Below are 21,582 nucleotides of genomic sequence, written 5' to 3' on the forward strand. Positions count from 1 at the left end.
TGGAAGGAAGTGACATGCCCCGCTTGTGTCAGACGGACGGCCTCAGCGACGTGCAGACCGAGATCCTCAAGGCGGTGCGCGAGTTCGTCGACGAGCGGATCATCCCCGTCGCCCAGGAGCTGGAGCACGCCGACGAGTACCCCACGGAGATCATCGAGGGCCTCAAGGAGCTGGGCGTCTTCGGCCTGACGATCCCGGAGGAGCACGGCGGCCTCGGGGAGTCGCTCCTGACGTACGCCCTCGTCGTGGAGGAGATCGCCCGCGGCTGGATGAGCGTCTCGGGCGTCATCAACACGCACTTCATCGTGGCGTACCTGCTGATGCAGCACGGCACCGAGGAGCAGAAGGCGAAGTACCTCCCGCGGATGGCGACGGGCGAGGTGCGCGGCGCGTTCTCGATGTCGGAGCCGGGCCTGGGCTCGGACGTCTCCGCGGTCTCGACCAAGGCCGTCAAGCAGGACGACGGGTCCTACTCGATCACCGGCCAGAAGATGTGGCTGACCAACGGCGGCACCTCGACGCTCGTCGCGCTGCTCACCAAGACCGACGAGGGCGCCGAGTCGGTCTACAAGAACATGACGACGTTCCTGGTCGAGAAGGAGCCCGGCTTCGGCGAGACCGCCCAGGGCGTCACCGTGCCCGGCAAGCTCGAGAAGATGGGCTACAAGGGCGTCGAGACCACCGAGCTCATCCTCGACGGCCACCAGATCGCCGCCGACCAGATCCTGGGCGGCGAGCCCGGCAAGGGCTTCTTCCAGATGATGGACGGCGTCGAGGTCGGTCGCGTCAACGTCGCGGCCCGCGCCTGCGGCCTCGCGTGGCGCGGCTTCGAGCTGGGCATCGCCTACGCCCAGCAGCGCAAGACCTTCGGCAAGGCCATCGCCGAGCACCAGGCCGTGCTGTTCCGCCTCGCCGAGATGGCCACCAAGGTCGAGACCATCCACACGATGATGGTGCGCGCCGCCCGCCTCAAGGACACCGGCCAGCGGATGGACGTCGAGGCCGGCATGGCGAAGATGCTCGCCTCGGAGTACGCCAACGAGGTCGTCGAGGACTCGTTCCGCATCCACGGCGGCTACGGCTACTCGAAGGAGTACGAGATCGAGCGCCTCATGCGCGAGGTGAAGTTCATGCTCATCGGCGAGGGCACGAGCGACATCCAGAAGATGATCATCGGCCGCAGCCTGCTGAAGGACTACCAGCTGAAGGGCTGACCCGCTCACCCTTCCGGGACGTCATGCGAAGCGCGGCCCCCGGCCGCCGGAACGCATGACGTCGCGGGGGTGGGCGGCTCCGCGGCGTACGGCGTCGCGGCTCGGCCGGGGGGTCCGGCCGGAGGGCGAGAAATGTGCGGCCGGGACACGCCCGCCACGATCAGAGGTGCACCAAGCGCACAATTCCGCGCCCGCTGGCCGCGGTCCCGGGGCACCGCCGCCCGCTCACCCCTCCGGGACGTCATGCGAAGCGCGGCCCGCGGCCGCCGGAACGCATGACGTCCCGGGGATGGGGGGCGATCAGGCCAGGTACGGGTCGCACCAGGCGCTGATGAGCCGCGCCGCGCGCTGCGCCTGGCCCGGCGCGGTCAGCAGGTGGTCGGCGCCCTCGAGCGCGACGAAGCTCCGCGGGTGCCGCGCCCGCTGGAAGATCTCGCTGGCGTTGCCGACGCCGACGGTGTTGTCGGTCGGCGAGTGCATGACGAGCAGGGGCTGGCGCAGGCGGTCGATGCGGTCGCGGAACTCCGCCCGGCGCACGTCCTCGACGAACTCCCGCGTCAACGTGAGGGCCTTCCCCCCGACCCTCCACTCGGCCCGGCCGTCGTCGAGGACCTGGTCGACGAGCGCGTCGTACTGGTGCTCCGCGTGCCCCGGGTCCACCGGCGCGGCGATCGAGGCCACGGCGGAGACGGGCGCGCCGTCGGAGGCCGCGGCGATCGCGGCCGCCCCGCCCCACGAGTGCCCGACGAGCAGGGACGCCGGCGTGCCCCGCTCGGCCATGAACGCGACCGCCCGCTGCGTGTCGGCGACCTTCACCGTGAACGACCCGTCGCCCCACTCCCCCTCCGAGTCGACGAGGCCGAGGGCGTCGAAGCGCAGCATCCCGATCCCCTCGCGGGCGAGCTGCTTGCTGACGCGCGCGGCGGCCGGCGAGTCCTTGCCGAGGGTGAACCCGTGGACGAAGACGCCCCACCCGCGCACCTCCCCCTCCGGCTCGTCGACCAGCCCGGCGAGCCGGGGACCGGTCGAGCTGGCGAACGACACGCGTGTGGCCACGTTCTCTCCTCCGTACGGCGCGGTGCGCATGTTCTACGCCATGGCGTGCCGCGATCAGTACTCCCCACGCCGTCGCAGCTCGCGGGGGCGGCCGTCGGGGTCGTGGAGCAGGAGGTACGGCGCGGACGCCAGCGCCCGCGCGGCGCGGCCGAGTCGTGGCGGACGGAGGCGCCGCAGCCGACCCGGCGGACGCGGTCCGACCCGGCCCCCGGCGTGCCAGGCGTCGAGGTCGGCGGCGGCCCGGGCGAGGACGGCGAACATCGCGGCCGGGTCCATGCAGTCCTCCATCGGGTCGTCCGCCCCGCGGCCGAGGTGCTCGGCGGCCAGGGCCAGGCGCAGCCGGCGCGCGTAGTCGCCGGCCTCGTCCACGACGACGACGGACAGCTCGGAGTCGTGGGTCCACGAGCGGCGGTTGAAGTTGTCGGAACCGATGGTGGTCCACGTGTCGTCGATGACGCAGGTCTTGGCGTGCACGTAGATCGGGGTGCCCTCGTCGTTCTCCAGGCCGTAGACCGCCACGCGGTCGGGAGCCACCCGGTGCATCGGCTCCATCGCCCGCCGGCGCCCCTCGCGCTGGGCGAGCCGGTTGAGGCCCGTGACGTCGGGGTGCAGCGGCACGATGACGACGACGTGCAGGTCGGGATGGGCCGTGAGGGCCTCGGCGAACACGCGGCCGACGTGGTCGCCCCAGAGGTACTGGTCCTCGACGTACACCAGCCTCCGCGCCTGCTCGAGCGCCTTCGTGTAGCCGCGCGCCACGCTGCGCTCGCCCCCGTGCGCGAACGCGTAGTCGCGGCCGCCGCGCAGGTCGGGGTAGGTGCGGAGCAGCTGGACCGCGTGGGTCCCGCCCGGCACCGGTGGCGGGGGCGGCGCCTGCGGCGGGAGCGGGTCGGGGGTGGTGTCGAGGCCGCGCAGCCGGTCGCGCAGCAGGATGATCGGGCTGTGGCGGAGCGAGGTGGGGTCCTCCCAACGCTCCCGGAAGGTCGTCTCCACGTCGTGGACCGCCGGGCCCGTCACGGCGGCCTGGACGTCGTGCCAGGGCGGGCGCGCGCCGTACTCCTCCGGCATCCCCGGCACCGGCTGCGGATCGCCGGGGTGCCCACGGGTGTCGCGCCGTGAGTGCGCGAGGTCGATGCCCCCGACGAAGGCGATGTCGCGCGACGGGTCGTCGCCGTGGCGGACCACCACGAGCTTCTGGTGGTGCGACCCGCCGACCCGCACCCGCATGTCGAGGATGGCCTCGGCGCCGCGCCGCTGCAGGGCGCGCCCGAGGTTGGCGTTCTGGCGGGCGGTGAAGCCGGTGACGTCGCTGTGGGAGCGCCACACGAGGCCGCGCACGTCGACACCGCGCTCGTCGGCACGACCGAGCACCTCGAGCACCGTGCTGTCCGGGTCGTCGGTGAGCCGCTGGTCGGCGTCGCCCTGCCAGTCGGTGAACAGAACGAGGTCGCCCGGCCCCGTCGCCTCGATCCGCTCGACGAGCTCGGCGAAGTAGGTCGCGCCGTGCACCAGCGGTCGCACCAGGTTGCCGGTGGACCACGCCACGGCGCCCGGGTGGAGGTCGTCGACCCGCGTGCGCGGGTTGCCGCGCTCCCCCGCGGTCAGGAGCCAGCGCTCCGGTTCTCCTCGGTCGGGCACGTCCTCAGCCTGCCACGCGCGGGTGATGCGGGCCACGCTCGTCGCGCACGGGCCGGCGTAAGGAACGCGCGGGCCGCGCGTCCTCTCCGCGGGAGACGAGACGCGACCGGCCGGGGCCGGTCGACCGGGGAGGAGCACGATGCGCGCACGACGGGGACGGACGGGCCGCGGCCACGAGGGGCGGTGCGGGGTGGAGGCGGATCAGCCGGCCCTGTCGGAGGACGACGCCGCCGCGGTCGCGGCGCTCTTCGCGGCAGAGCTGCTCCGGGGGTGGATCCCTCGCGAGCGGGACCTCCGCGCGGGGGTCGAGGCGGTCGCACGACGTCGCGGGGGGTCCGCCGAGTTGTGTTGAATGAGGCCGTGGCCAGCCAACTCGCGCTCGCGGTGCACGTCGTCGCCCTCGTCGTCGCGGCGGCGTTGACGGTCGTCGCCCTCGTCCGGCGCGACCGCCTCGTGGCGGGTCGCACGGTCGCCCTCGCCTGCGCCTCGGCCGCCGCGTGGGCCGGTCACGTCGCGTGGTTCGAGGCGTCCGGGCTCTCGCGGGGGCTGCTCCTGTGGCTGCCCGCGGTCGGGGCGACCTGCGGCCTGCTGTGGACCGTCGCCCGTCGCATGACCGACGCCACCTGGCGCCCGTCGCGTGCCGTCGTCGCGCTGCTGGTCGCCGAGCCCCTCGTCGTCGCCGCCTGGCAGGTGCTGCTGGGCCCCCACGCGGTCGTGTCGGTCGGCGCCATCGTGAGCTTCGGCCCGCTGTTCGCCGTGCACACGGCCTACTGCTTCGCGCTCCTCCTCCTCGCCGTCCTGGCCCTGGCCCGCCGCAGCAACGACCGCGAGGGGGCGGTGCGGCTCCAGGCGGCCGCCCTGCAGTGGGGTGCCGTGGCCGCGCTGGTGACGGAGGCGATGCGTCTGCAGCTGACCGACGTCGCGGCGGTCGCCGCGCTCACCGTCTTCGTCGGCGCCGGGGTGCGGGGGCCGGCTCGGCCGGTCGTGCCCCCGTCACCGGACCGGCTGCTCGACGACCTGGGCGCCCTCGTCCTCGCCTTCGACGCCGGACGCCGGCTCGTCGAGTGGAACCGGCCGGCCGAGCTGCTCCTCGCCCTCGCCGGCCGCGAGCCGCGCGTGGGCGACGCCGTCGCGGACGTGCTCGGGGTGGACCTGCCCTTCTCCGACGGCACCGTCCTCGAGGTGCCGGCCGTGGGCGGCACCACCCGGCTCACCGGCTTCTGCCACGCCCTGTACGACGCGGGCGACGGCGGCGGCTGGTCCGTGGTGCTCCGGCGGATCGGGCGCCCCGTGCCGTCCGCGCCACCGTCCGCGCCGGCGGCAGGCCCCGCCGTTCCGGCGCTGCGCAGCCTGCCGGAGCACGACGCCGAGACCGGACTGCTCACGCCGCTCGGGCTGGTCGAGCAGCTGGGCGTCCACCTGGGCGGCGGTGCCGCACACCTCGAGGACACGCCCCCTCCGCGCGCCGTCGTCGCCATCGTCGAGCCCGCCCCCGGCGGCGTCGCGCGGGACGCCCGGACGCTCGGACGCTGGGCCGAGGCGCACGCGAGCCCCGTCGGCGTCGCACGCTGGACGTCCGGCCGGCTCGCCGTCGTGGCACTGGCCGAGCGCGACGCTCGTCAGGCGGAGGCGATCGCCCGCGACGTACGCGCCGCGGTCTCCGCGGACGCCCGCATCGAGGTGCTGCTCGGCGACGGCGACCTCGCCGCCGTCCTGTCCCTCATCGGCGAGGCGGAGGGTCGCCTGGCCGCGGACTGACCGTCCCGTCGCTCTCGTTCTCGTTCTCGTTCTCGAGGTCGACGAGGAGCCGGCGCAGGCCCGCGGCCGCGGCCGCGGCGGTCGGCGCGAGCGGCACGATCGTCACGTCCGCCTCGATCCCCGGCCCCACGGCACGGCGCAGGGCGCGGACCGCGAGGGCCGCACGACCGGCCAGGTCGGCGGTCGGGTCGGCGGTCGGGTCGCCGGTGGGGTCCGGCAGCACCACGGCGTGCCGGTCCGCGAGGAGCGCGACCAGGTCGTCGGCCCCGTCGAAGACCTCGCGCGCGACGTCGCCGAGCAGCGACCCGGGGTCGGGCGCGGCCAGGCGCAGCACCACCACCTCGTGCGGCGAGCCGGGTGCGCGGTCGGCACGCCCCACGAGCGCCCACACGAGGTCGTCCGGAGCGACCACTCCCCCGTCGCGCTGGGCGGAGCGCCGCTCCAGCTCGCCGTGGTGGTCGGACCAGGCCAGCGTCGCGACCCGCAGCACGTCGAGGGGCAGTCGCTCGCCGTCGTCGAGGTCGCAGAGCAGGCGGAGGTCGCCCACCAGCGTCTCCATCGACAGGCCGTCCTCCGCTGACGCCCGCGCCATCGCGGCGACGTCCTCCAGCAGTCCCCGCACCTCGGCCGGCAGCGTGGCGGGGTCGGCCCCGCGGCGTCCGAAGGGATCGGACGGCCCCGGCGGCCCCGATGGCCCCGGCGGCTCGGGTGTCGCGCTCATCCGGCGGACCGACCGAGCAGGCGCTCGTGCTCGGCGGAGCCGACCGCCACCCGCTCGACCGTGACGATGCACCGGTGCGTCGTGAGCTCGGCGCAGGCGACGCCGAAGCCCGCGACCGCCGCGGTGGCCTCGCCGGCCGCGCCGACGACGACGCGGGCGACGGACTCCGCGGGGGCGAGCAGCACCTCGCTGCCCGGGAGGTGCTCGGCCGCGACGAGGGAGACGGTGCGCAGGTCCTCCGCGAGCGAGCCGCCGGCGCCCTCGAGCCGGACCGTCACGACCTCGACCGTGCGGGTGCGCCGGCGGGCGCGACCCGGGGCGCCGGGCGGGACCGTCGGGTCACCGGTCGCACGGACGCCGAGGAAGGTGTCCGACCAGGCCAGGGCGGACTGCTCCACGAGCGCGCTGACCTCGTCGGCCGTCCAGGCGGGGCCGAGGAGGTCGACCACCTGCTCCAGGTCGTGGAGCAGCCGACGCAGGTCGTCACCGCGCCGGGCGTAGTCGTGGGCCACCCGCCGCAGCGCGTCCTCGTCGAGGGCCCCCTCGGTGCCGTCCGGCCACAGCTCACCGACGAGGAGGGCGAGCGCCGCCGCCGGGGGCGCGCCACGACGTCCGCGGAGCCTCGGGCGAGGGAGCGGACCGGAGCGGCCGTGCGGGCGGTCGGTCATGGGCGGGGGTCATCCTAGGGCGGTTCCGGGGGCGGGCAGGGGCTGCCCGCACTAAAGTGTGAGCCCGTGCCCACCCCGCTGCCCGCCCTCGACGCCACGGCGCGGCTCGTCGAGCTGGCCTCGGACGCCGACCTGCTGGAGCAGGCCCGGGCGGGTGCGGCGGACCCGGAGGCCGTCGCGGCGACGGCCGAGCTCTACCGGCGCCACCGCGACGTGGCCCTCCGTCTCGCTGGCCGGCTGTGCGACGAGCGCGACGTCGAGGACGTCGTGGCCGACGCCTTCGCCCGGGTGCTCGCCCAGCTCGCGTCGGGCGGCGGACCGCGCAGCTCCTTCCGGGCCTACCTCCTCACCGCGGTGCGGCACGCCCACGTCGACCACGTGCGTCGCGATGCGCCGCTCGTCTGGACGGACGACCCGGCGTCGACCGCGGCCGTCCCCGACGAGACCGACCGCCGCGAGGAGTCTCGCCTGCTGAGCCGGGTGCTCCGCCAGCTGCCGGACCGCTGGCAGCTCGTGCTCTGGTGGACCCTCGTCGAGCGACGCTCCCTCGACGACGTCGGCGCGCGGCTCGACCTCAGCCCGAACGCGGCGGCAGCCCTCGCCTTCCGGGCGCGGGAGGGCCTCCGCCTGGCGTACGTCGCGGAGCACGTCGCCCACGCCGCCGACCCGCGCTGCGCGCCGTGGCGCGACCGGTTGGCGAGCCTCCACCTCGGGCGCCTCACCGACGCGCAGGCCGACGACGTCCGCGGGCACCTCGCGGGCTGCGGGGGATGCGCCGCGACGTACGACGAGCTGCGGCGGCTGCGGCCGGCGTCGCTGGTGGCGGCCTGAGCGGAGCCGGGCCGCGTTGAGGCGGGGCGACCGGAGTGGAGGGGGGCGGAACTGTGCGGGTACGACGCGTCCCGGCTCGTGCGACCCGCACCAACGTCCCCGTTCGCGACGACCCACGGCCCGCTGTCGGTCGTCGAGAGCCCGCGCACGTTGCCCGACCAGTCACGGCACCCGCCGACGCCACCGAGGAGGCTCCCTTGGCCAGACCCGACAGCCCGCACGGCCCGACGCCCGAGGAGCTCGCGAGGCAGCGCGAGTACCTGCGGGCCCTGCTGCTCGCGTTCGAGCGGTCGGAGACCCTGCTCAGCGACATCTACGCCTGCGAGACTGCCCGTGACGCCGAGGCCCTGGTGAGCGAACAGCTCGGTCTGGACGAGGACGCGGCGTCCTTCGTGCTCGCCATGCAGCTGCGCCGCTTCCCGCGGCAGGAACGTCAGAAGATCCAGGCGAGGCTCGATGCGTCGGAGGACGGTGGAGGCGGAGCGTGATCCCGTCCGTCCGGACCACGCCCGGTCGGTTCAGCACCACGACGCGTTCCCCACCGACCGCGGAAAGGGTCACGAACGACCGCCGATCCGCCTCGCTGGCTGTCGTCCTTGACCCTTTGAGCGCGACCCGGCCCGAGCCCCTCAGCGGGGCGCTTCGTCGACCAGCTCCGCGAACGCCACGAGCCGCTGGTCGGTGTGGAACAGCTCCGCGCAGGTCGTGAGGGTGAGAAGGCGTGCGTCCGGTGCCGTATCGGGCCCCACGCCCTCGGGGTCCGGGTTCTCCGGCGCGGGGTCCACGACCCACGTCGCCGTGAACGGCACCTCGAGCGCGTCGCCGGCCGTGAGGAGCCGGTAGGTGTAGGTCGTCGTGCGGGTGTCCACCAGCACGAGGTCCCCGACCTCCAGCTCGGTCATCCGGCGCAACGGCTCGCCGTGGGTGATGCGGTGGCCGGCCACGGCGAGGTTGCCGACCTCGCCGGGGCGGGCGCTGCCCTCGAAGTGCCCGAGCCCGGCGGCGAGCACGTCGTCGCCGGTGCCGGCGAGGAGCGGCACCGCGTAGTCGTCGCCGAAGCGCGGGACCCGCACGATCGCGAGGGCGTCCCCGATGTCGGTGCGGGCGGTGTCCTCGCCGTCGTCCCAGGCGTCCTCCAGCGCGGCCACGCCCTCGTCGTGGCGCCGCTCGGCGAGCAGGGTGGTGCCCCAGAGCTGCCACGCGACGTACCCGAGCACCCCGAGGCCCGCCACGACGAGCAGGAGCCCGGTCGCGGTCAGGACCCGTCGGCTCATCCCGCCACCGGTGCTCGGCGCACGTTGACGGTGCACGCAGTGGCACCGGAGGGCACCTCGGCGGTGACCTCGACGGAGCGCGCGGCGCCGGGGGCGAGGTCCTCCACCGTGGCGACGCCGCGGGCCACGACGTCGGAGGTCGCGGTGGTCCAGCTGACGACGACCACGTAGTCCGCGGCCGCGTCGCCGCTGTTCGTCAGCTCGCCCGCGACGGCCTGCACGCCCGCCGCGGCGTCGCACTCCGCCGCGGCGAGGTCGCCCCGGGCGCCCGTGCCTCCCTCCAGCACGGGCGCGGTCGGCAGGTCGGCCGGGGAGACCCGGCCCTCGTCGAGGCTGGGGTCCGTCGACGAGGGCCGGGGGTTCGAGAGCTCGGACCGGGCCCCCTCGTCCCCGCCGCTGCACGCGGCGGGGACGAGGAGGAGCACCGGCACGAGGGCCGCCGTCAGGAGACGACGGGTCACGCGGTCCGCCGACGACGACCGCGCCAGACCAGCGCGGCACCGGCGCCGAGGAGCAGCGCCGCGAGGCCGAGCAGGCCGGCCGCCGGACCGCCCGTGTCGGGCAGGGCCGGACCCGACGGCGCGGGCTTCACCGGCGGGGCCGGCGTGGACGCGACCGGGGTGGTCGTGTCCGACGGCGGCGAGACCACCGGCGGCACCGTGTCGCACCCGGCGGGGGTGCACCCGCCGGCCGTCGCACGGTTGACGATCGGGCCGCCCGCGACGTCCGCCGCGGTGACCTCGTAGTCCGCCTCGCAGGTGGTGCTCTCCCCCGGCGCGAGGGTCGTCTCGCGGCAGGAGATCTCCACGTCGGCGTCGGCCAGCATCGGGTCGTCGATGGTGATCGACGCGATCGTCACGGCGCCCGTGTTGGTGACGTCGAACCGGTAGGTGATGGTGTCGCCCACCTGCGCGGGCCCGCCGCCGGCCACGGCGTTGGACTTCACGAGCCCGAGGGTCGCGGTCGTCTCCGTCGGGGTGTCCGTCGTCGACGGCGGCGACTCCACCGGGTCGTCGTCGCCACCGACCGGCGTACCGGTCGCGGTGGCCGAGTTGTGCACGGTGCCGGCGTCGACGTCGGCCTGGGTGACGACGTACGGCTCGTCGACGACGCAGAACACGGTGTCGCCGGCGCGCACGGTCGTCGCCTCGCAGGTGACGGTGCCGACCTTCGGGTCGTCCACGACGACGTCGACGAGCGTGACGTTGCCGGTGTTGGTGATCTCGAAGCCGTACCAGATCTCCTCCCCCAGGTCGGCCACGCCGTCCTGGTCGAGGTCCTCGAGCTCGGCGAGCTTGACGATCGCCAGCCCGGGCACGGCCTCGATCGGCGTGGAGGTCGAGTCGGGGTCCGAGCCGACGGGGTCACCGTCGGGGTCGCTCGCCCCCGCGGTCGCGGTGTTGTCCACCGAGCCCGCGTCGACGTCGTCACGCGTGATCTCGTACGGCGCCGCCGTGCAGGTCACCGACGCGCCCGGCACCAGCACGCCCGCCGGGCAGCTCAGCCCACCCAGCATCGGGTCGCTGATCGCCACCGCGGTCAGCGGCACGTTGCCGGTGTTGGTCACGACGAACGTGTAGGCGATCGTGTCGCCCGCGTCCGTGGTCCCCGACGAGTTCACGTCGACCGGCGTGCCCGCCTGCTTGTCCAGCGCCAGGCCCGGCGCCGGGGTGTCCACCGGCGTCGTCGTCGCGTCCTCGTTCGACTCGACCGCATCGCCGTCCGGATCCTCGCCCGCGGCGGTGGCCACGTTCACCACGGCGCCCGCGACCTCGTCCGCCTCGGTCACCACGTACGGCGCGTCGGCGGCGCACTCCGTCGACGCACCCGGCGCCAGGCTCGTGACCTCGCAGGTCACGGCGCCCGCCAGCGGGTCCACGACGCGCACGTCGGAGACCGGCACGTTGCCGTCGTTGGTGACGGTGAACGTGAAGGCGATCGTGTCGCCCGCGTCGGTGATGCCCGAGCCGTTGACGTCCACCGGCGTGCCCGCGAACTTGTCGAGGGTCAGCACGGGGGCCGGCGTCGCGACCGGGGTGTTGGTCGAGTCCGGGTCGCTGGTGACGGGGTCGCCGTCGGGGTCCTCACCAGCGGCCGTGGCCGTGTTGCTGACGACCGCCGCGGTCTCGTCGGCGTCGGTCACGACGTACGGCGCGTCCGCGGCGCACTCGGTCGACGCACCCGGCGCCAGGCTCGTCGCCTCACAGGTCACGGCGCCGACGAGCGGGTCGGAGACCGCCACGCCGGTGACCGGGACGTTGCCCGCATTGGTCACGGTGAAGGTGAACGCGATGGTGTCGCCCGCGTCCGTGATGCCCGAGCCGTTGACGTCCACCGGCGTGCCGGCGCGCTTCTCCAGCACCAGGGCCGGGGCCGGGCGCTCGACCGGCGTGGTCGTCGTGTCCTCGTTCGAGACGACGTCCTCGTCGTACGGGTCGCTGCCCACCGCCGTCGCCACGTTCGTGACGGCGCCGGCGAGCTCGTTGGCCTCGGTGACGACGTAGGGCTCGTCGGCCGCGCAGTCGGTCGCCTCGCCCGGCGCCAGGCTTGTCGCCTCGCAGGTCACGGCACCGACGAGGGGGTCCTGCACGCGCACGGCGTCGACCGGGACGTTGCCCGTGTTGGTCACCGTGAACGTGAACGCGATCGTGTCGCCCGCGTCGGTGATGCCCGAGCCGTTGACGTCCACCGGCGTCCCCGCGAACTTCTCGAGCGTGAGCGCGGGCTCGGGGAGGTCGGTCGGCGTGGAGGTCGAGTCGGGGTCCGAGCCGACGGGGTCGCCGTCGGGGTCGCTCGCCCCCGCGGTCGCGGTGTTGTCCACCGAGCCCGCGTCGACGTCGTCGCGCGTGATCTCGTACGGCGCGGCCGTGCACGTCACCGACGCGCCGGGCGCCAGCACGCCCGCCGGGCAGCTCAGCCCGGTCAGCATCGGGTCGCTGATCGCCACCGCGGTCAGCGGCACGTTGCCGGCGTTGGTCACGACGAACGTGTAGGCGATCGTGTCGCCCGCATCGGTCAGGCCCGAGCCGTTGACGTCGACGGGCGTGCCCGCCTGCTTGTCGAGCGCCAGGCCCGGCGCCGGGGTGTCCACCGGCGTGGTCGTGGAGTCCTCGTCCGAGGCGACGGGGTCGCCCGAGGGGTCCTCGCCGGCGGCCGTCGCCACGTTCACGACGGCACCCGCGACCTCGTCCGCCTCCGTCACGACGTAGGCCTCGTCGGCCACGCACTCCGCGTCCTCACCGGGCTCCAGGCTCGTCACGTCGCAGGTCACCGCCCCGACGAGCGGGTCGGAGACCGCGATGTCGGTGACCGGCACGTTGCCCGTGTTCGTCACCGTGAAGGTGTAGGCGATCGTGTCCCCCGCGTCGGTGAGGCCCGAGCCGTTGACGTCCACCGGCGTGCCGGCGCGCTTCTCCAGCGTGAGCGCGGCGTCGTGGTCGATCGGGGTGCTCGTGGTGTCGTCGTCCGTGACGTCCGGGTCACCGGGCACGCCGGTGTTGCCGGAGGCGACGGCCGTGTTGTCGACGACGCCGGCGGTCACGTCCGCCTGGGTGAGCACGTACGGCGCGGCCGTGCACGTCACGTCGTCGCCGGGCGCGAGCGGCCCGGGCGGGCAGGTGACGGCACCGACCTTCGGGTCGGAGACCGCGACGGTCGCGAGCGGCACGGGGCCGGTGTTGGTGACGACGAAGCTGTAGGTGATGGTCGATCCGGCGGTGCTCCCCGTCGGGGTGCCCGCGATCTTGTCGAGCTCGAGCGACGGGCGCTTCGCCTCGTTGGTGAAGGTGCACAGGGCCGCGACGCCGGCGGCGCCGCCGTTGGGCATCGTGAACGTGCCGGTCGTGCCCGTGCCGCTGGCGATCGTGCCGCCGGTGTTCTCGTCGACGCAGGCCCAGGCCGCGTCGTACCGGCTCGCGAGGGTGCCGTTGCCGCTCTCGCTGACGGTGTACGTCGTGCCCGTGAGCCCGAAGACGGGGCCGGCGGTCTCGGCCGGCGTGTCCTGCCGGCCGGAGTCGCCGCCCGTCGTCGTCGCCGTGTTGCCGCTGGTGATGCCGCCGCCCGTGACAGTCAGCGTCGCCTGGTCACCCGGCACGGCGCGGCCGTCCGGGAAGTCCTTCTGCACGCGGATCGTGTTCGGCGAGGCGCAGGACGCGAGGTCCACCGAGCCCGACTGGGCCAGCGGGGACGTCGAGAGCACCTCGCCCGTCGAGGGGTTGACCTCGAACAGCTGGTTGCCGCTGGCCAGGTAGAGCAGGCCCGTGCCCGCGAACGCGATGCCGTTGATGGCCTGGTTCGACGCGGTCGTGATGTCGGTGATCTGGCGGCCGGTGACCGTGATCGCGGGGCCGCTCGTCGGGATCTCCTGGTCGATGACCGTGACGACGTTGCTGCCGCTGGCGCCACCGACGACGTACATGCGGCCCTGCTGGTCGAAGACCCAGTCGCCGTTGCCGCCGCCGGTCGGGATGGTGCCGCTCGCGACGAGACCGATGGAGGTGTTGGTCGTCGTGTCGAACCCGTAGACCTGCACGGTCGAGCCGTTGAAGCCGCCGTAGTAGTAGAAGCCGTTGAGCGGGTTCACCGCGCCGTGGGTCACGGGGGTGTTGCTCGCCCCGGCCCCGAGGGCCGTCGTGGTGCCGGTGGCCCGGTCGTGGCGGTAGATGGTGCGCCCGGTGCCCTGGGCCGCCGGCAGCACGCCGAACGCCTGGCTGCCGTCGTCCGCGATGCCGAGCCCGTTGAGGCTGCCGCTCGCGCCGATGTCGAAGGTGCCGACGCTGGTCTGGCTGCCGTCGTCCCCGAGCGCCCAGATGTTGCGGGGCGATGCCCCCTGGATGGAGTAGACCGTGCCGCAGTCGAGCGCCGGAGCGGCGGCCGCGGGCGCGGCGGCCAGCGACAGGGTCACCCCCGCGAGCCCCGACGCCACCACGACCGTGGCCGCCGCCTGCGCGAACCACCGCCGCGTCCTGCTCGTGCCGGAACGACCGGCTCCCCCTCGTGTGCCCCCACGCACACGCACGTGCTCGCTCAACGCATTCCCCACATCGTCGTCGGACCACGGCCGTTCGACCGCGGGAAGAGGACGGGGCGGGGACGGGTTCCTTACGCGACTCTCGAAGGAATTCCAGGTGGTCTGGATCACCTCCGATCCCGGGAGCGCGATGACCTAGGATCCGCCGCACGGGGGACGCCTCGTCCAGTCGCGGCGAGGCAGCACAGCGCGCGTCGGGACGACGTCGCGCGCCGTCACGTCCCGTCGACGACACCGCGACCAGGATGATGACCGCTGTAGCCCACCCACCGGAGCCCACCGACCCGAGCGATCCCGGTCTCGCCGGTCCCCCCGACGCCGCGCTGCTGGCCCGCGCCCGTGCGGGCGACGCGGAGGCGGTCGCCGTGCTGTTCGAGCGCTACCACCCGGTGGCGCTGGCCCTGGCCACCCGGCACGCCGGCCCCGACGTCGCCCCCGACATCGCCGCGACGGCGTTCGAGCGGATCCTCCGGCTGCTCCGCCGGGGGAAGGGCCCGACCACCGCGTTCCGCCCCTACCTCGCCGCGACGGTCAACAGCGCCTGGGTCGACCACGTGCGCCGCGACTCCCGCCTCGTGCTCGTCGAGGACGACGACCTGGAGCCGCTCGTCCCCGCGCCGACGGACGGGGCCGACGACCGCTTCGACCGCGCGACGGTGGCGGCCGCCTTCGCCGACCTGCCGCCCCGCTGGCAGCACGTGCTGTGGCACACCGCGGTCGAGGGGATGCCGCACGACGAGGTGGGCGAGGCCCTCGGGCTCACGACCAACGCCGTGGCGGTGCTGGCCCACCGCGCCCGGGAGGGCCTGCGCACCGCCTACCTCGACGCCCACCTCGCGGCGGCCGTCGACGAGAGGTGCGTGCGCACGACGCCCCTGCTCGGCGCCTACGTCCGCGGGGCCATGTCGGTCGCCAAGCGCCAGCGCGTGAGCGACCACCTCGCCGACTGCGCCCGGTGCCGGCACGCCGTGGACGAGCTCGGGCAGATCTCGGCGAACCTCGGCGCCGTGCTGCTCCCCCTGCTGGGGTTGCTCGCGGCGGAGGGGCTGCCCGGGGCTGCCTCCAGCACTGCCTCGGCCTCCGATCCCGGGCCCGGTCGGTCGCGGCGGCACCCGCGTCGTACGACGCTGCTGGTGGTGGCCGCCCTCGTCGCCGTCGGCCTGGCGGCGGCTGCGGCCGTGCTCGAGCCCTGGGGCGCGTCGGACCGGGGTCCGGCGATCGCGACGGCGCCGTCCCGAGGCGCCGGCGGGACGGAGCCGTCGCCGCCCGCGGGAGCGACCGCCGGACCGGACGCACCCGCGACGGCCGACGGGACCGCCGCCCCCGAGGCTCCCGGTGCCCCCGTGGAGCCCGTGGGGTCGCCGGCGCCCGACGTCCCGGACCCCGGTGCCGCGAAGTCGGGAGGACCCGGGCGGCCGGAGCCGTCGACCGGTCCCTCGGCCGAGCCCGCCCCGGAGCCGGAACCGGAGCCCTCCCCCGAGCCGGCACCCCCGAGCCTCGACCCCGCGGCCAACCCCCGCTTCGAGCGGTCCCGTCTCGCCGTGGCGCCGGGCGAGCAGCCCGGGTGGACGCGGGTGACGGTCCCGGTCGTCGCGGCGTCGCCCGGCACGGTCGTGACGATGACCGTCCGGGGCGCCCGGGAGGTCTGCTTGCTGACCGCCGGTGATCCGACGTGCACGACGGGAGCGGTCACGGGGTGGACCGTGCCCGGGGTCAGCGCAGCGGAGCCGCTCGTCGTGGAGGTGCGGCACGACGCGCTGGCGTGGATCGGGTTCGGCCTCGAGGCGGCCGACCGACCCGACGACGTCCCCACCGACAACGCGGTCGACGCGATCCTGCGCACGGGCGGCTGAGGCTCCGGTCCCGTCGTACGCTCGCAGGATGACCACTTGGGCGGCCGCCGGTCTCTGGGGCCTCGCCGGCGGCGGTGCACTGGTTGTCGGCGCGCTCGTCGCGTGGTTCGTGCGCGTGCCGCAGCGCGTCGTCGCGTCCGTCATGGCCTTCGGCGCGGGCGTGCTCATCTCCGCCCTGTCGTTCGAGCTCGTGGACGAGGCCGAGGCGAGCGGCGGTCTCCTCGCGACGGCGGCGGGCTTCCTCGTGGGCGCGGTGGCGTACGTCGCGGCGAACGTCGCGCTCGCCCGCCGCGGGGCCGCGCACCGCAAGCGGTCGGGGGACCAGCAGGCCTCGGAGTCGGAGCAACCGGGATCCGGCACCGCGATCGCCGTGGGCGCGCTGCTCGACGGCGTTCCCGAGTCCGTGGTCCTCGGTCTCTCCCTGCTCGACGGCGGCACCGTGGGCGTCGCCGTGCTGGCCGCCATCGTCATCTCCAACGTGCCGGAGGGGCTCTCCAGCGCCGCCGGGATGAAGCGGAGCGGACGCAGCGCGCGCTACGTCTTCGGCGTCTGGGGCGGGATCGCGGTCATCAGCGGCGTGGCGGCACTGGCCGGCGCGCTGCTGCTCCAGGGCGCGCCCGCCGAGGCGATCGCCGTGGTCACGGCCCTCGCCGCCGGCGCCATCCTCGCGATGGTGGCGGACACGATGATCCCCGAGGCGTTCGAGCGCACCCACCTCTACACGGGGCTGATCGCTGCGTCGGGCTTCCTGCTCGCGTTCGTCGTGAGCCGGGCGTGACGGTCGGCGGCTCGCGCCCGTTCACGGTCGCCACGGCCAACGCCGCCAGCGGGCGGGACCGGCGCGGCCGGACCGACGCGGCCTCGTGGGCGCACTGGAGCGACGCCGCCGCGGCGCTCGACGTCGACGTGCTGGCCGTCCAGGAGGTCGACCACCGGCTGCCGCGTAGCGGGGAGGTCGACCAGACGAGCGTCCTCGCCGCGCGGCTGAGCGGCGACGGACCCGCCTGGGCTGCGCGCTTCGCGGCGGCGGTGCACGGCACCCCGGGCACGTCCGCCGGGTTCCGCCCCGCACGACCGGTGGTCGGCGACCGACCGGACGCACCGTCGTACGGCATCGCCCTCCTCAGCCGCCACCCCATCACCGCCTGGCGGGAGCTGCGTCTCGGCCCGTCGCGGGTGCGTCTGCCGATGCCCCTGCCGCCGGGGGCGGGGCGGCGCGTCCTGTGGGTGCCGGACGAGCCGCGGGTGGTGCTCGCGGCGGTCGTCGCCGCGCCCGGCGGACCGGTGAGCGTCGTGACGACCCACCTGTCCTTCGCCCCGCTGCGGGCCCGCGCCCAGCTGCGGGACGTCGTGCAGTGGTGCGCCGACCTGCCGCGCCCGCTCGTGCTGCTGGGCGACCTCAACCTGCCGCCGCGGTTGGTGAGCTCTCCCGGCGCGCCGGCGCTGCGCGCACCGACCCACCCGGCGCACCGGCCGCGGGTGCAGCTCGACCACGTGCTGCTGGACGACCCGGCGGGGCGGTACGTCGTGGGTGACGCCGCGACGTACTGCGTGGCCGACAGCGACCACCTCGCGGTGCGGGTGGAGCTGCGCCCCCCTCAGCCGATCGCCGCCGCCGCGGCGCGTCCCGCCGTCCGCCCGGAGAACAGGCACCCGCCGAGGAACGTGCCCTCGAGCGCGTTGTAGCCGTGCATGCCGCCGCCACCGAAGCCGCTGGCCTCGCCCGCGGCGTACAGGCCCGGCACCGGCTGCCCGGCCGCGTCGAGCACGCGCCCGTCGAGGTCGGTGTGCAGCCCGCCGAGGGTCTTGCGGGTGAGGATGTTGAGGCGGACGGCGATGAGCGGACCCGCCGTCGGGTCGAGGAGGCGGTGCGGGGTCGCGACGCGGATGAGCTTGTCGCCGCGGTAGTTCCGCGCCCCGTGGATGGCGGTGACCTGGGCGTCCTTGCCGAACGGGTTGGTGATCTCCCGGTCCCGCGCCTCGACGAGGCGGGTGAGGCGCTCGGAGTCGATGAGGGAGCTGCCGGTGAGGCGGTTCATGCCGGCGGCGAGGTCGGCGAGGCTGTCGGCGACGACGAAGTCCTCGCCGTTCTGCTTGAACGCCTCGACCGGACCCGGCGCCCCGGGACGCACCCGGGAGAGCAGCAGCTTGAGGTCCTTGCCGGTGAGGTCGGGGTTCTGCTCCGAGCCCGAGAGCGCGAACTCCTTCTCGATGATCTTCTGCGTGAGCACGAACCACGAGTAGTCGTGGCCCGTGCTCCGGAGGTGCCGCAGCGTGCCGAGGGTGTCGAAGCCGGGGAAGTACGGCGCGGGCAGGCGGTTGCCCTCGGCGTCGAGCCACAGGGACGAGGGGCCGGGGAGGATGCGGATGCCGTGGTTGGCCCAGATCGGGTCCCAGTTGCGCAGGCCCTCGACGTAGTGCCACATGCGGTCGGGGTTGATGACCGCGCCGCCGGCGGCCTCGGTGATGCCGATCATCCGCCCGTCGACGTGGGCGGGCACGCCGGCGACCATCCGCTCCGGCGGGGTGCCGAGACGCGCGGGCCAGTTCTGGCGCACCAGCTCGTGGTTGCCCCCGATGCCGCCGGAGGCGACGACCACGGCCTGGGCGCTGAGCTCGAACTCCCCGGTCTCGTCGCGGGAGGACGCCGCGCCCCGTACGACGTCGGACGGCGCCAGCAGAGCGCCGCGCACGCCCGTGACCGTGCCCTCGCTGGTGACGAGCGCATCGACGCGGTGCCGGAAGCGGAGCTCGATCCGCCCGGTCGCGACGTGCTCGCGCACGCGCCGCTCGAAGGGCTCCACCACACCGGGTCCGGTGCCCCAGGTGAGGTGGAAGCGCGGCACCGAGTTGCCGTGGCCGTCGGCGCGGCCGTCGCCCCGCTCGGCCCACCCGACGACCGGGAAGAAGCGGTGGCCCATCTGCCGCAGCCACGACCGCTTCTCGCCGGCGGCGAAGTGCACGTAGGCCTCGGCCCAGCGCCGCGGCCAGTGGTCCTCGGGACGGTCGAACTGCGCCGAGCCGAACCAGTCCTGGAGCGCGAGGTCGAGCGAGTCCTTGACGCCCATCCGCCGCTGCTCGGGGCTGTCGACGAGGAAGAGCCCGCCCAGCGACCAGAAGGCCTGGCCCCCCAACGACTGCTCCGGCTCCTGGTCGAGCACCACCACCTTCCGACCGGCGTCCGCCAGCTCCGCCGCGGCGACGAGCCCCGCCAGTCCTCCCCCCACCACGATCGCGTCTGCGTCCATGGGGAGAGGCTCGGCGCCGTCTCCGACGAGCACAAGGGTGGTCACCTGAGGTGAGCACTGGCATTGTCATGTCCTGACAGATTCCAGCGCCGGCGAGGAGCGAGCATGGCCACCGACCCCGCCCGTCGCACCGTGCGCGACGAGGCCCTCGCCCGGCTCGACGAGATCGCCGCACGCGTCACCGCCGAGATCGTCGCCGAGATCCCCGCCTACGCCGCGCTCGCGCCGGCCCAGCTCGCCGAGGTCGACGCGATCGCGCGGTGGGGCACGACCCGGGTGCTGGACCTGTGGGCGGAGGGCGCGGCCGGGCTCGCACCGTCGGACGTGCAGCGCTTCCGGGGGATCGGCGCCGCTCGGGCGCTCGACGGGCGCCCGCTGCCCGGCATCATCCGCGCCTACCACCTCGCTGCCACCCAGGTCGTCGACCACATCGAGGCCACCGCCGCCGACCGCCTCACGGTCGGTGACGCGATCGCCCTGTCACGCCTGTGGATGGCGGTCGTCGACACCCTCACCGACGCGCTCCACGACGGCTACGCCGCCGGCGCCCAGCGCGCGGGCGACCGTGACGGCGCCATCGAGCACCTCCTCGACGACCTGCTCGCCGGCCGTCAGGTCGCGCGCACCAACCTCGAGGACCGGAGCCGGGAGCTGCGAGTCGCGGTCCCGCCGCGCCCCACCCTGCTGGTGGTCGCCCTCTCCCCCGACGGACCGTCGCGCGCCGACCTGGCCGCCCTGGTGGGCGACGACGCGCCGCTCCGGCACCGCGACGGCCACGGCGTCGCCCTCCTCGACGCGGCGGCCGCCCGGGCGGCCGCCGTGCGCTGGACCGCGTCGTGGCGGGGTGCGCTGATCCCGAACGACCGCGTCGCCGACCTGCCGCGGTCCTTCCGCCTCGCCACCCGTGCGCTCGACCGCGCTCCCGCGCACGCGTACGGCGAGGGCCGCCTCCTCGACGAGGCCGACGCGCTGCTCGTCGCGCTCCTCACGGGCCATCCCGACACGGACCACGCGCGCCTCGAGCGCCTGACCCTCGGCGGCTTGGGCGACGCCGACCACCTGCGGGCGAGCATCGAGGCCCACATCGCGACCGGCTCGGCCGACGCCGCCGCGGCCCGGCTCGGGGTCCACCCGCAGACCCTGCGCCACCGGCTGCGGCGCACCCGCGACCTCACCGGCCGCGACCCCCGTCGCCCCTGGGACCGGCTCGTGCTCGAGGTGGCGCTCCTGGGCCGGGCCGGGTAGTCAGGCGCAGCCGAGGACGTCGTACGCCGCGGCGGCGAGCTCCACGAGGTCGTCGCGCTGCTCGTCCTCGTCGCGGGTGTCGGCGAGCGCCCAGCCGAGGCGGCTGCTGGTGGCGGTCACGGCGCACTCCTCCGAGGCGACGAGGACGGCGGAGTCGCGGTCGACGTACACCTCCTTGCCGTCCACCTCGACGGGGTCCCCGGAGCCGGCGAGGCCCATGGCGAGGTAGCCCTCGTTCGTCAGCTGGGACCCGATCGTCGTGAACGCCTCGTCCCCGACGTACGCGCACCGGATCCCCGCCGCGCCGACCGCTCCGCGCGCGGCGCGCACCTCGCCCACCCGCGCGGTGACCAGCTCGTCGGCGGGATCGGGGCAGGAGGCGGGCAGCTCGACGGCCGGTACGTCGACGTCCGCGAGGCCGTCCACGACCTCGCGGGCCAGGTCCACGAGCAGGTCCTCGGACACCACGGCGTCGCTGTCGTCCCGGAACTGGCTGTCGACGAGCACGACCTGGTCCCCGGCCCGGACCGTCACGCGGAGCCCGTCGTAGGAGTTCACCGCGACGTACGCCTCGTCGCCGAGACCCGCCAGCGGCTCGGCGGGGTCGCTGCCGTAGGGCGTCGCGATCGCAGCCACCGGGCGGCCGTCGTCGAAGGCGCGCACCCCCACGTTCAGCATCCCGCCGGCGAAGCCGCAGGCCGCGAAGGTCTCCTCGCCCGGGAGGAGACCGACGGCCTCGCCACCGAGGTCGTCCGCACCGCCCGAGCTGCTGGCGTCGAGGGCCTCGGCGAGCGCGTCGCGCGTCTCCGCCGAGACGAGCCCGCACGGCACGGAGCCGGCGTCGGTCCCGCCCGTCGCGTCCCAGTCGCCTGCCGTGTCGCCTGCCGTGTCGCCGTCGGCGCGATCGCGGTCACCCGGTCCCCCGTCGTCGTCGCCGCACCCCGCGAGCGCGAGCGGGAGGACGAGCGCGGCGGCGAGCAGGGCAGGACGGCCGGGACGGAGGAGACGCATGACCCCGCCCTTCCCCCTGGGACGTCATGCGAACCG

General features: G+C 75.3%; 17 protein-coding genes. 8 read left to right on the forward strand and 9 right to left on the reverse strand.

The window, feature by feature from the left end; all coding sequences use genetic code 11:
- Positions 1 to 14: 14 nt before the first annotated feature.
- On the forward strand, positions 15 to 1,214 hold the full coding sequence (locus tag QE405_RS14590; protein WP_307201995.1) for an acyl-CoA dehydrogenase family protein: 1,200 nt from the start codon (positions 15 to 17) through the stop codon (positions 1,212 to 1,214).
- Positions 1,215 to 1,514: 300 nt separating this feature from the next.
- Here QE405_RS14590 and QE405_RS14595 read toward each other — a convergent pair whose 3' ends face one another.
- Complete coding sequence (locus QE405_RS14595) at positions 1,515 to 2,270, reverse strand: alpha/beta hydrolase family protein (protein ID WP_307201997.1); 756 nt, start codon at positions 2,268 to 2,270, stop codon at positions 1,515 to 1,517.
- A gap of 54 nt (positions 2,271 to 2,324) precedes the next feature.
- Positions 2,325 to 3,908 carry a phospholipase D family protein gene (locus QE405_RS14600; protein ID WP_307201999.1) on the reverse strand — a complete coding sequence of 528 codons (1,584 nt, stop codon included), beginning with the start codon at positions 3,906 to 3,908 and terminating at the stop codon, positions 2,325 to 2,327.
- 360 nt (positions 3,909 to 4,268) lie between these two features.
- Between QE405_RS14600 and QE405_RS14605 the strand changes: the two genes are divergently transcribed.
- Positions 4,269 to 5,666 (forward strand): histidine kinase N-terminal 7TM domain-containing protein, encoded by a 1,398-nt coding sequence (locus QE405_RS14605; protein WP_307202001.1) that lies wholly within the window; start codon positions 4,269 to 4,271, stop codon positions 5,664 to 5,666.
- On the opposite strand, the gene QE405_RS14610 is transcribed toward QE405_RS14605, so the two are convergent.
- Both QE405_RS14610 and QE405_RS14615 read right to left on the reverse strand, forming a co-directional pair.
- Complete coding sequence (locus tag QE405_RS14610; protein ID WP_307202003.1) at positions 5,629 to 6,387, reverse strand: hypothetical protein; 759 nt, start codon at positions 6,385 to 6,387, stop codon at positions 5,629 to 5,631. The genes QE405_RS14605 and QE405_RS14610 overlap by 38 nt on opposite strands.
- Positions 6,384 to 7,055 (reverse strand): hypothetical protein, encoded by a 672-nt coding sequence (locus QE405_RS14615; RefSeq protein ID WP_307202005.1) that lies wholly within the window; start codon positions 7,053 to 7,055, stop codon positions 6,384 to 6,386. Before QE405_RS14615 ends, QE405_RS14610 begins: the two co-directional genes overlap by 4 nt.
- A gap of 66 nt (positions 7,056 to 7,121) precedes the next feature.
- Here QE405_RS14615 and QE405_RS14620 point away from each other — a divergent pair, with 66 nt between their 5' ends.
- Positions 7,122 to 7,886 carry an RNA polymerase sigma factor gene (locus QE405_RS14620; RefSeq protein ID WP_307202007.1) on the forward strand — a complete coding sequence of 255 codons (765 nt, stop codon included), beginning with the start codon at positions 7,122 to 7,124 and terminating at the stop codon, positions 7,884 to 7,886.
- A gap of 197 nt (positions 7,887 to 8,083) precedes the next feature.
- Positions 8,084 to 8,374, forward strand: coding sequence for a hypothetical protein (locus tag QE405_RS14625; RefSeq protein ID WP_307202009.1), 291 nt, complete (start codon positions 8,084 to 8,086; stop codon positions 8,372 to 8,374).
- 141 nt (positions 8,375 to 8,515) lie between these two features.
- On the opposite strand, the gene QE405_RS14630 is transcribed toward QE405_RS14625, so the two are convergent.
- The 3 genes from QE405_RS14630 to QE405_RS14640 are packed head-to-tail and all read right to left on the reverse strand — an operon-like array spanning position 8,516 to position 14,063.
- Positions 8,516 to 9,160 carry a class E sortase gene (locus QE405_RS14630; RefSeq protein ID WP_307202011.1) on the reverse strand — a complete coding sequence of 215 codons (645 nt, stop codon included), beginning with the start codon at positions 9,158 to 9,160 and terminating at the stop codon, positions 8,516 to 8,518.
- Positions 9,157 to 9,621 (reverse strand): FxLYD domain-containing protein, encoded by a 465-nt coding sequence (locus QE405_RS14635; RefSeq protein ID WP_307202013.1) that lies wholly within the window; start codon positions 9,619 to 9,621, stop codon positions 9,157 to 9,159. Before QE405_RS14635 ends, QE405_RS14630 begins: the two co-directional genes overlap by 4 nt.
- Entirely contained in the window at positions 9,618 to 14,063 is a 4,446-nt protein-coding gene (locus QE405_RS14640; RefSeq protein WP_307202016.1) for a beta strand repeat-containing protein, read from the reverse strand. Before QE405_RS14640 ends, QE405_RS14635 begins: the two co-directional genes overlap by 4 nt.
- Positions 14,064 to 14,434: 371 nt before the next feature.
- Between QE405_RS14640 and QE405_RS14645 the strand changes: the two genes are divergently transcribed.
- From QE405_RS14645 to QE405_RS14655, 3 genes are read left to right on the forward strand one after another with little or no spacing between them, the layout of a single operon-like run.
- Positions 14,435 to 16,042: a sigma-70 family RNA polymerase sigma factor gene (locus QE405_RS14645; RefSeq protein ID WP_307202018.1), complete on the forward strand. Its 1,608-nt coding sequence runs from the start codon at positions 14,435 to 14,437 to the stop codon at positions 16,040 to 16,042.
- A gap of 28 nt (positions 16,043 to 16,070) precedes the next feature.
- Positions 16,071 to 16,820 carry a ZIP family metal transporter gene (locus QE405_RS14650; protein WP_307202020.1) on the forward strand — a complete coding sequence of 250 codons (750 nt, stop codon included), beginning with the start codon at positions 16,071 to 16,073 and terminating at the stop codon, positions 16,818 to 16,820.
- Positions 16,817 to 17,728, forward strand: a complete 912-nt coding sequence (locus tag QE405_RS14655) for an endonuclease/exonuclease/phosphatase family protein (RefSeq protein WP_307202022.1) — start codon at positions 16,817 to 16,819, stop codon at positions 17,726 to 17,728. The genes QE405_RS14650 and QE405_RS14655 overlap by 4 nt, the downstream gene beginning before the upstream one ends.
- Here the strand turns inward: QE405_RS14655 and QE405_RS14660 are convergent.
- Entirely contained in the window at positions 17,641 to 19,290 is a 1,650-nt protein-coding gene (locus QE405_RS14660; protein WP_307202024.1) for an FAD-binding dehydrogenase, read from the reverse strand. The two genes, QE405_RS14655 and QE405_RS14660, sit on opposite strands and share 88 nt — an antisense overlap.
- 105 nt (positions 19,291 to 19,395) lie before the next feature.
- Here QE405_RS14660 and QE405_RS14665 point away from each other — a divergent pair, with 105 nt between their 5' ends.
- The gene (locus tag QE405_RS14665; RefSeq protein WP_307202027.1) at positions 19,396 to 20,535 is read left to right on the forward strand and encodes a helix-turn-helix domain-containing protein; all 1,140 of its coding nucleotides are present in this window, start codon (positions 19,396 to 19,398) and stop codon (positions 20,533 to 20,535) included.
- Here the strand turns inward: QE405_RS14665 and QE405_RS14670 are convergent, their stop codons facing one another.
- Positions 20,536 to 21,546: a hypothetical protein gene (locus QE405_RS14670; protein WP_307202029.1), complete on the reverse strand. Its 1,011-nt coding sequence runs from the start codon at positions 21,544 to 21,546 to the stop codon at positions 20,536 to 20,538.
- Positions 21,547 to 21,582 lie beyond the last annotated feature (36 nt).

Origin of the sequence: Nocardioides zeae, assembly GCF_030818655.1 — a bacterium.
GTDB lineage: Bacteria > Actinomycetota > Actinomycetes > Propionibacteriales > Nocardioidaceae > Nocardioides > Nocardioides zeae_A.

Coding starts and splice junctions, on each gene's coding strand:
- QE405_RS14590 (WP_307201995.1), top strand. CDS start 15: ATGCCCCGCTTGTGTCAGACGGACGGCCTCAGCGACGTGCAGACCGAG.
- QE405_RS14610 (WP_307202003.1), bottom strand. CDS start 6,387: ATGAGCGCGACACCCGAGCCGCCGGGGCCATCGGGGCCGCCGGGGCCG.
- QE405_RS14615 (WP_307202005.1), bottom strand. CDS start 7,055: ATGACCGACCGCCCGCACGGCCGCTCCGGTCCGCTCCCTCGCCCGAGG.
- QE405_RS14630 (WP_307202011.1), bottom strand. CDS start 9,160: ATGAGCCGACGGGTCCTGACCGCGACCGGGCTCCTGCTCGTCGTGGCG.
- QE405_RS14645 (WP_307202018.1), top strand. CDS start 14,435: ATGATGACCGCTGTAGCCCACCCACCGGAGCCCACCGACCCGAGCGAT.
- QE405_RS14650 (WP_307202020.1), top strand. CDS start 16,071: ATGACCACTTGGGCGGCCGCCGGTCTCTGGGGCCTCGCCGGCGGCGGT.
- QE405_RS14660 (WP_307202024.1), bottom strand. CDS start 19,290: ATGGACGCAGACGCGATCGTGGTGGGGGGAGGACTGGCGGGGCTCGTC.
- QE405_RS14665 (WP_307202027.1), top strand. CDS start 19,396: ATGGCCACCGACCCCGCCCGTCGCACCGTGCGCGACGAGGCCCTCGCC.
- QE405_RS14670 (WP_307202029.1), bottom strand. CDS start 21,546: ATGCGTCTCCTCCGTCCCGGCCGTCCTGCCCTGCTCGCCGCCGCGCTC.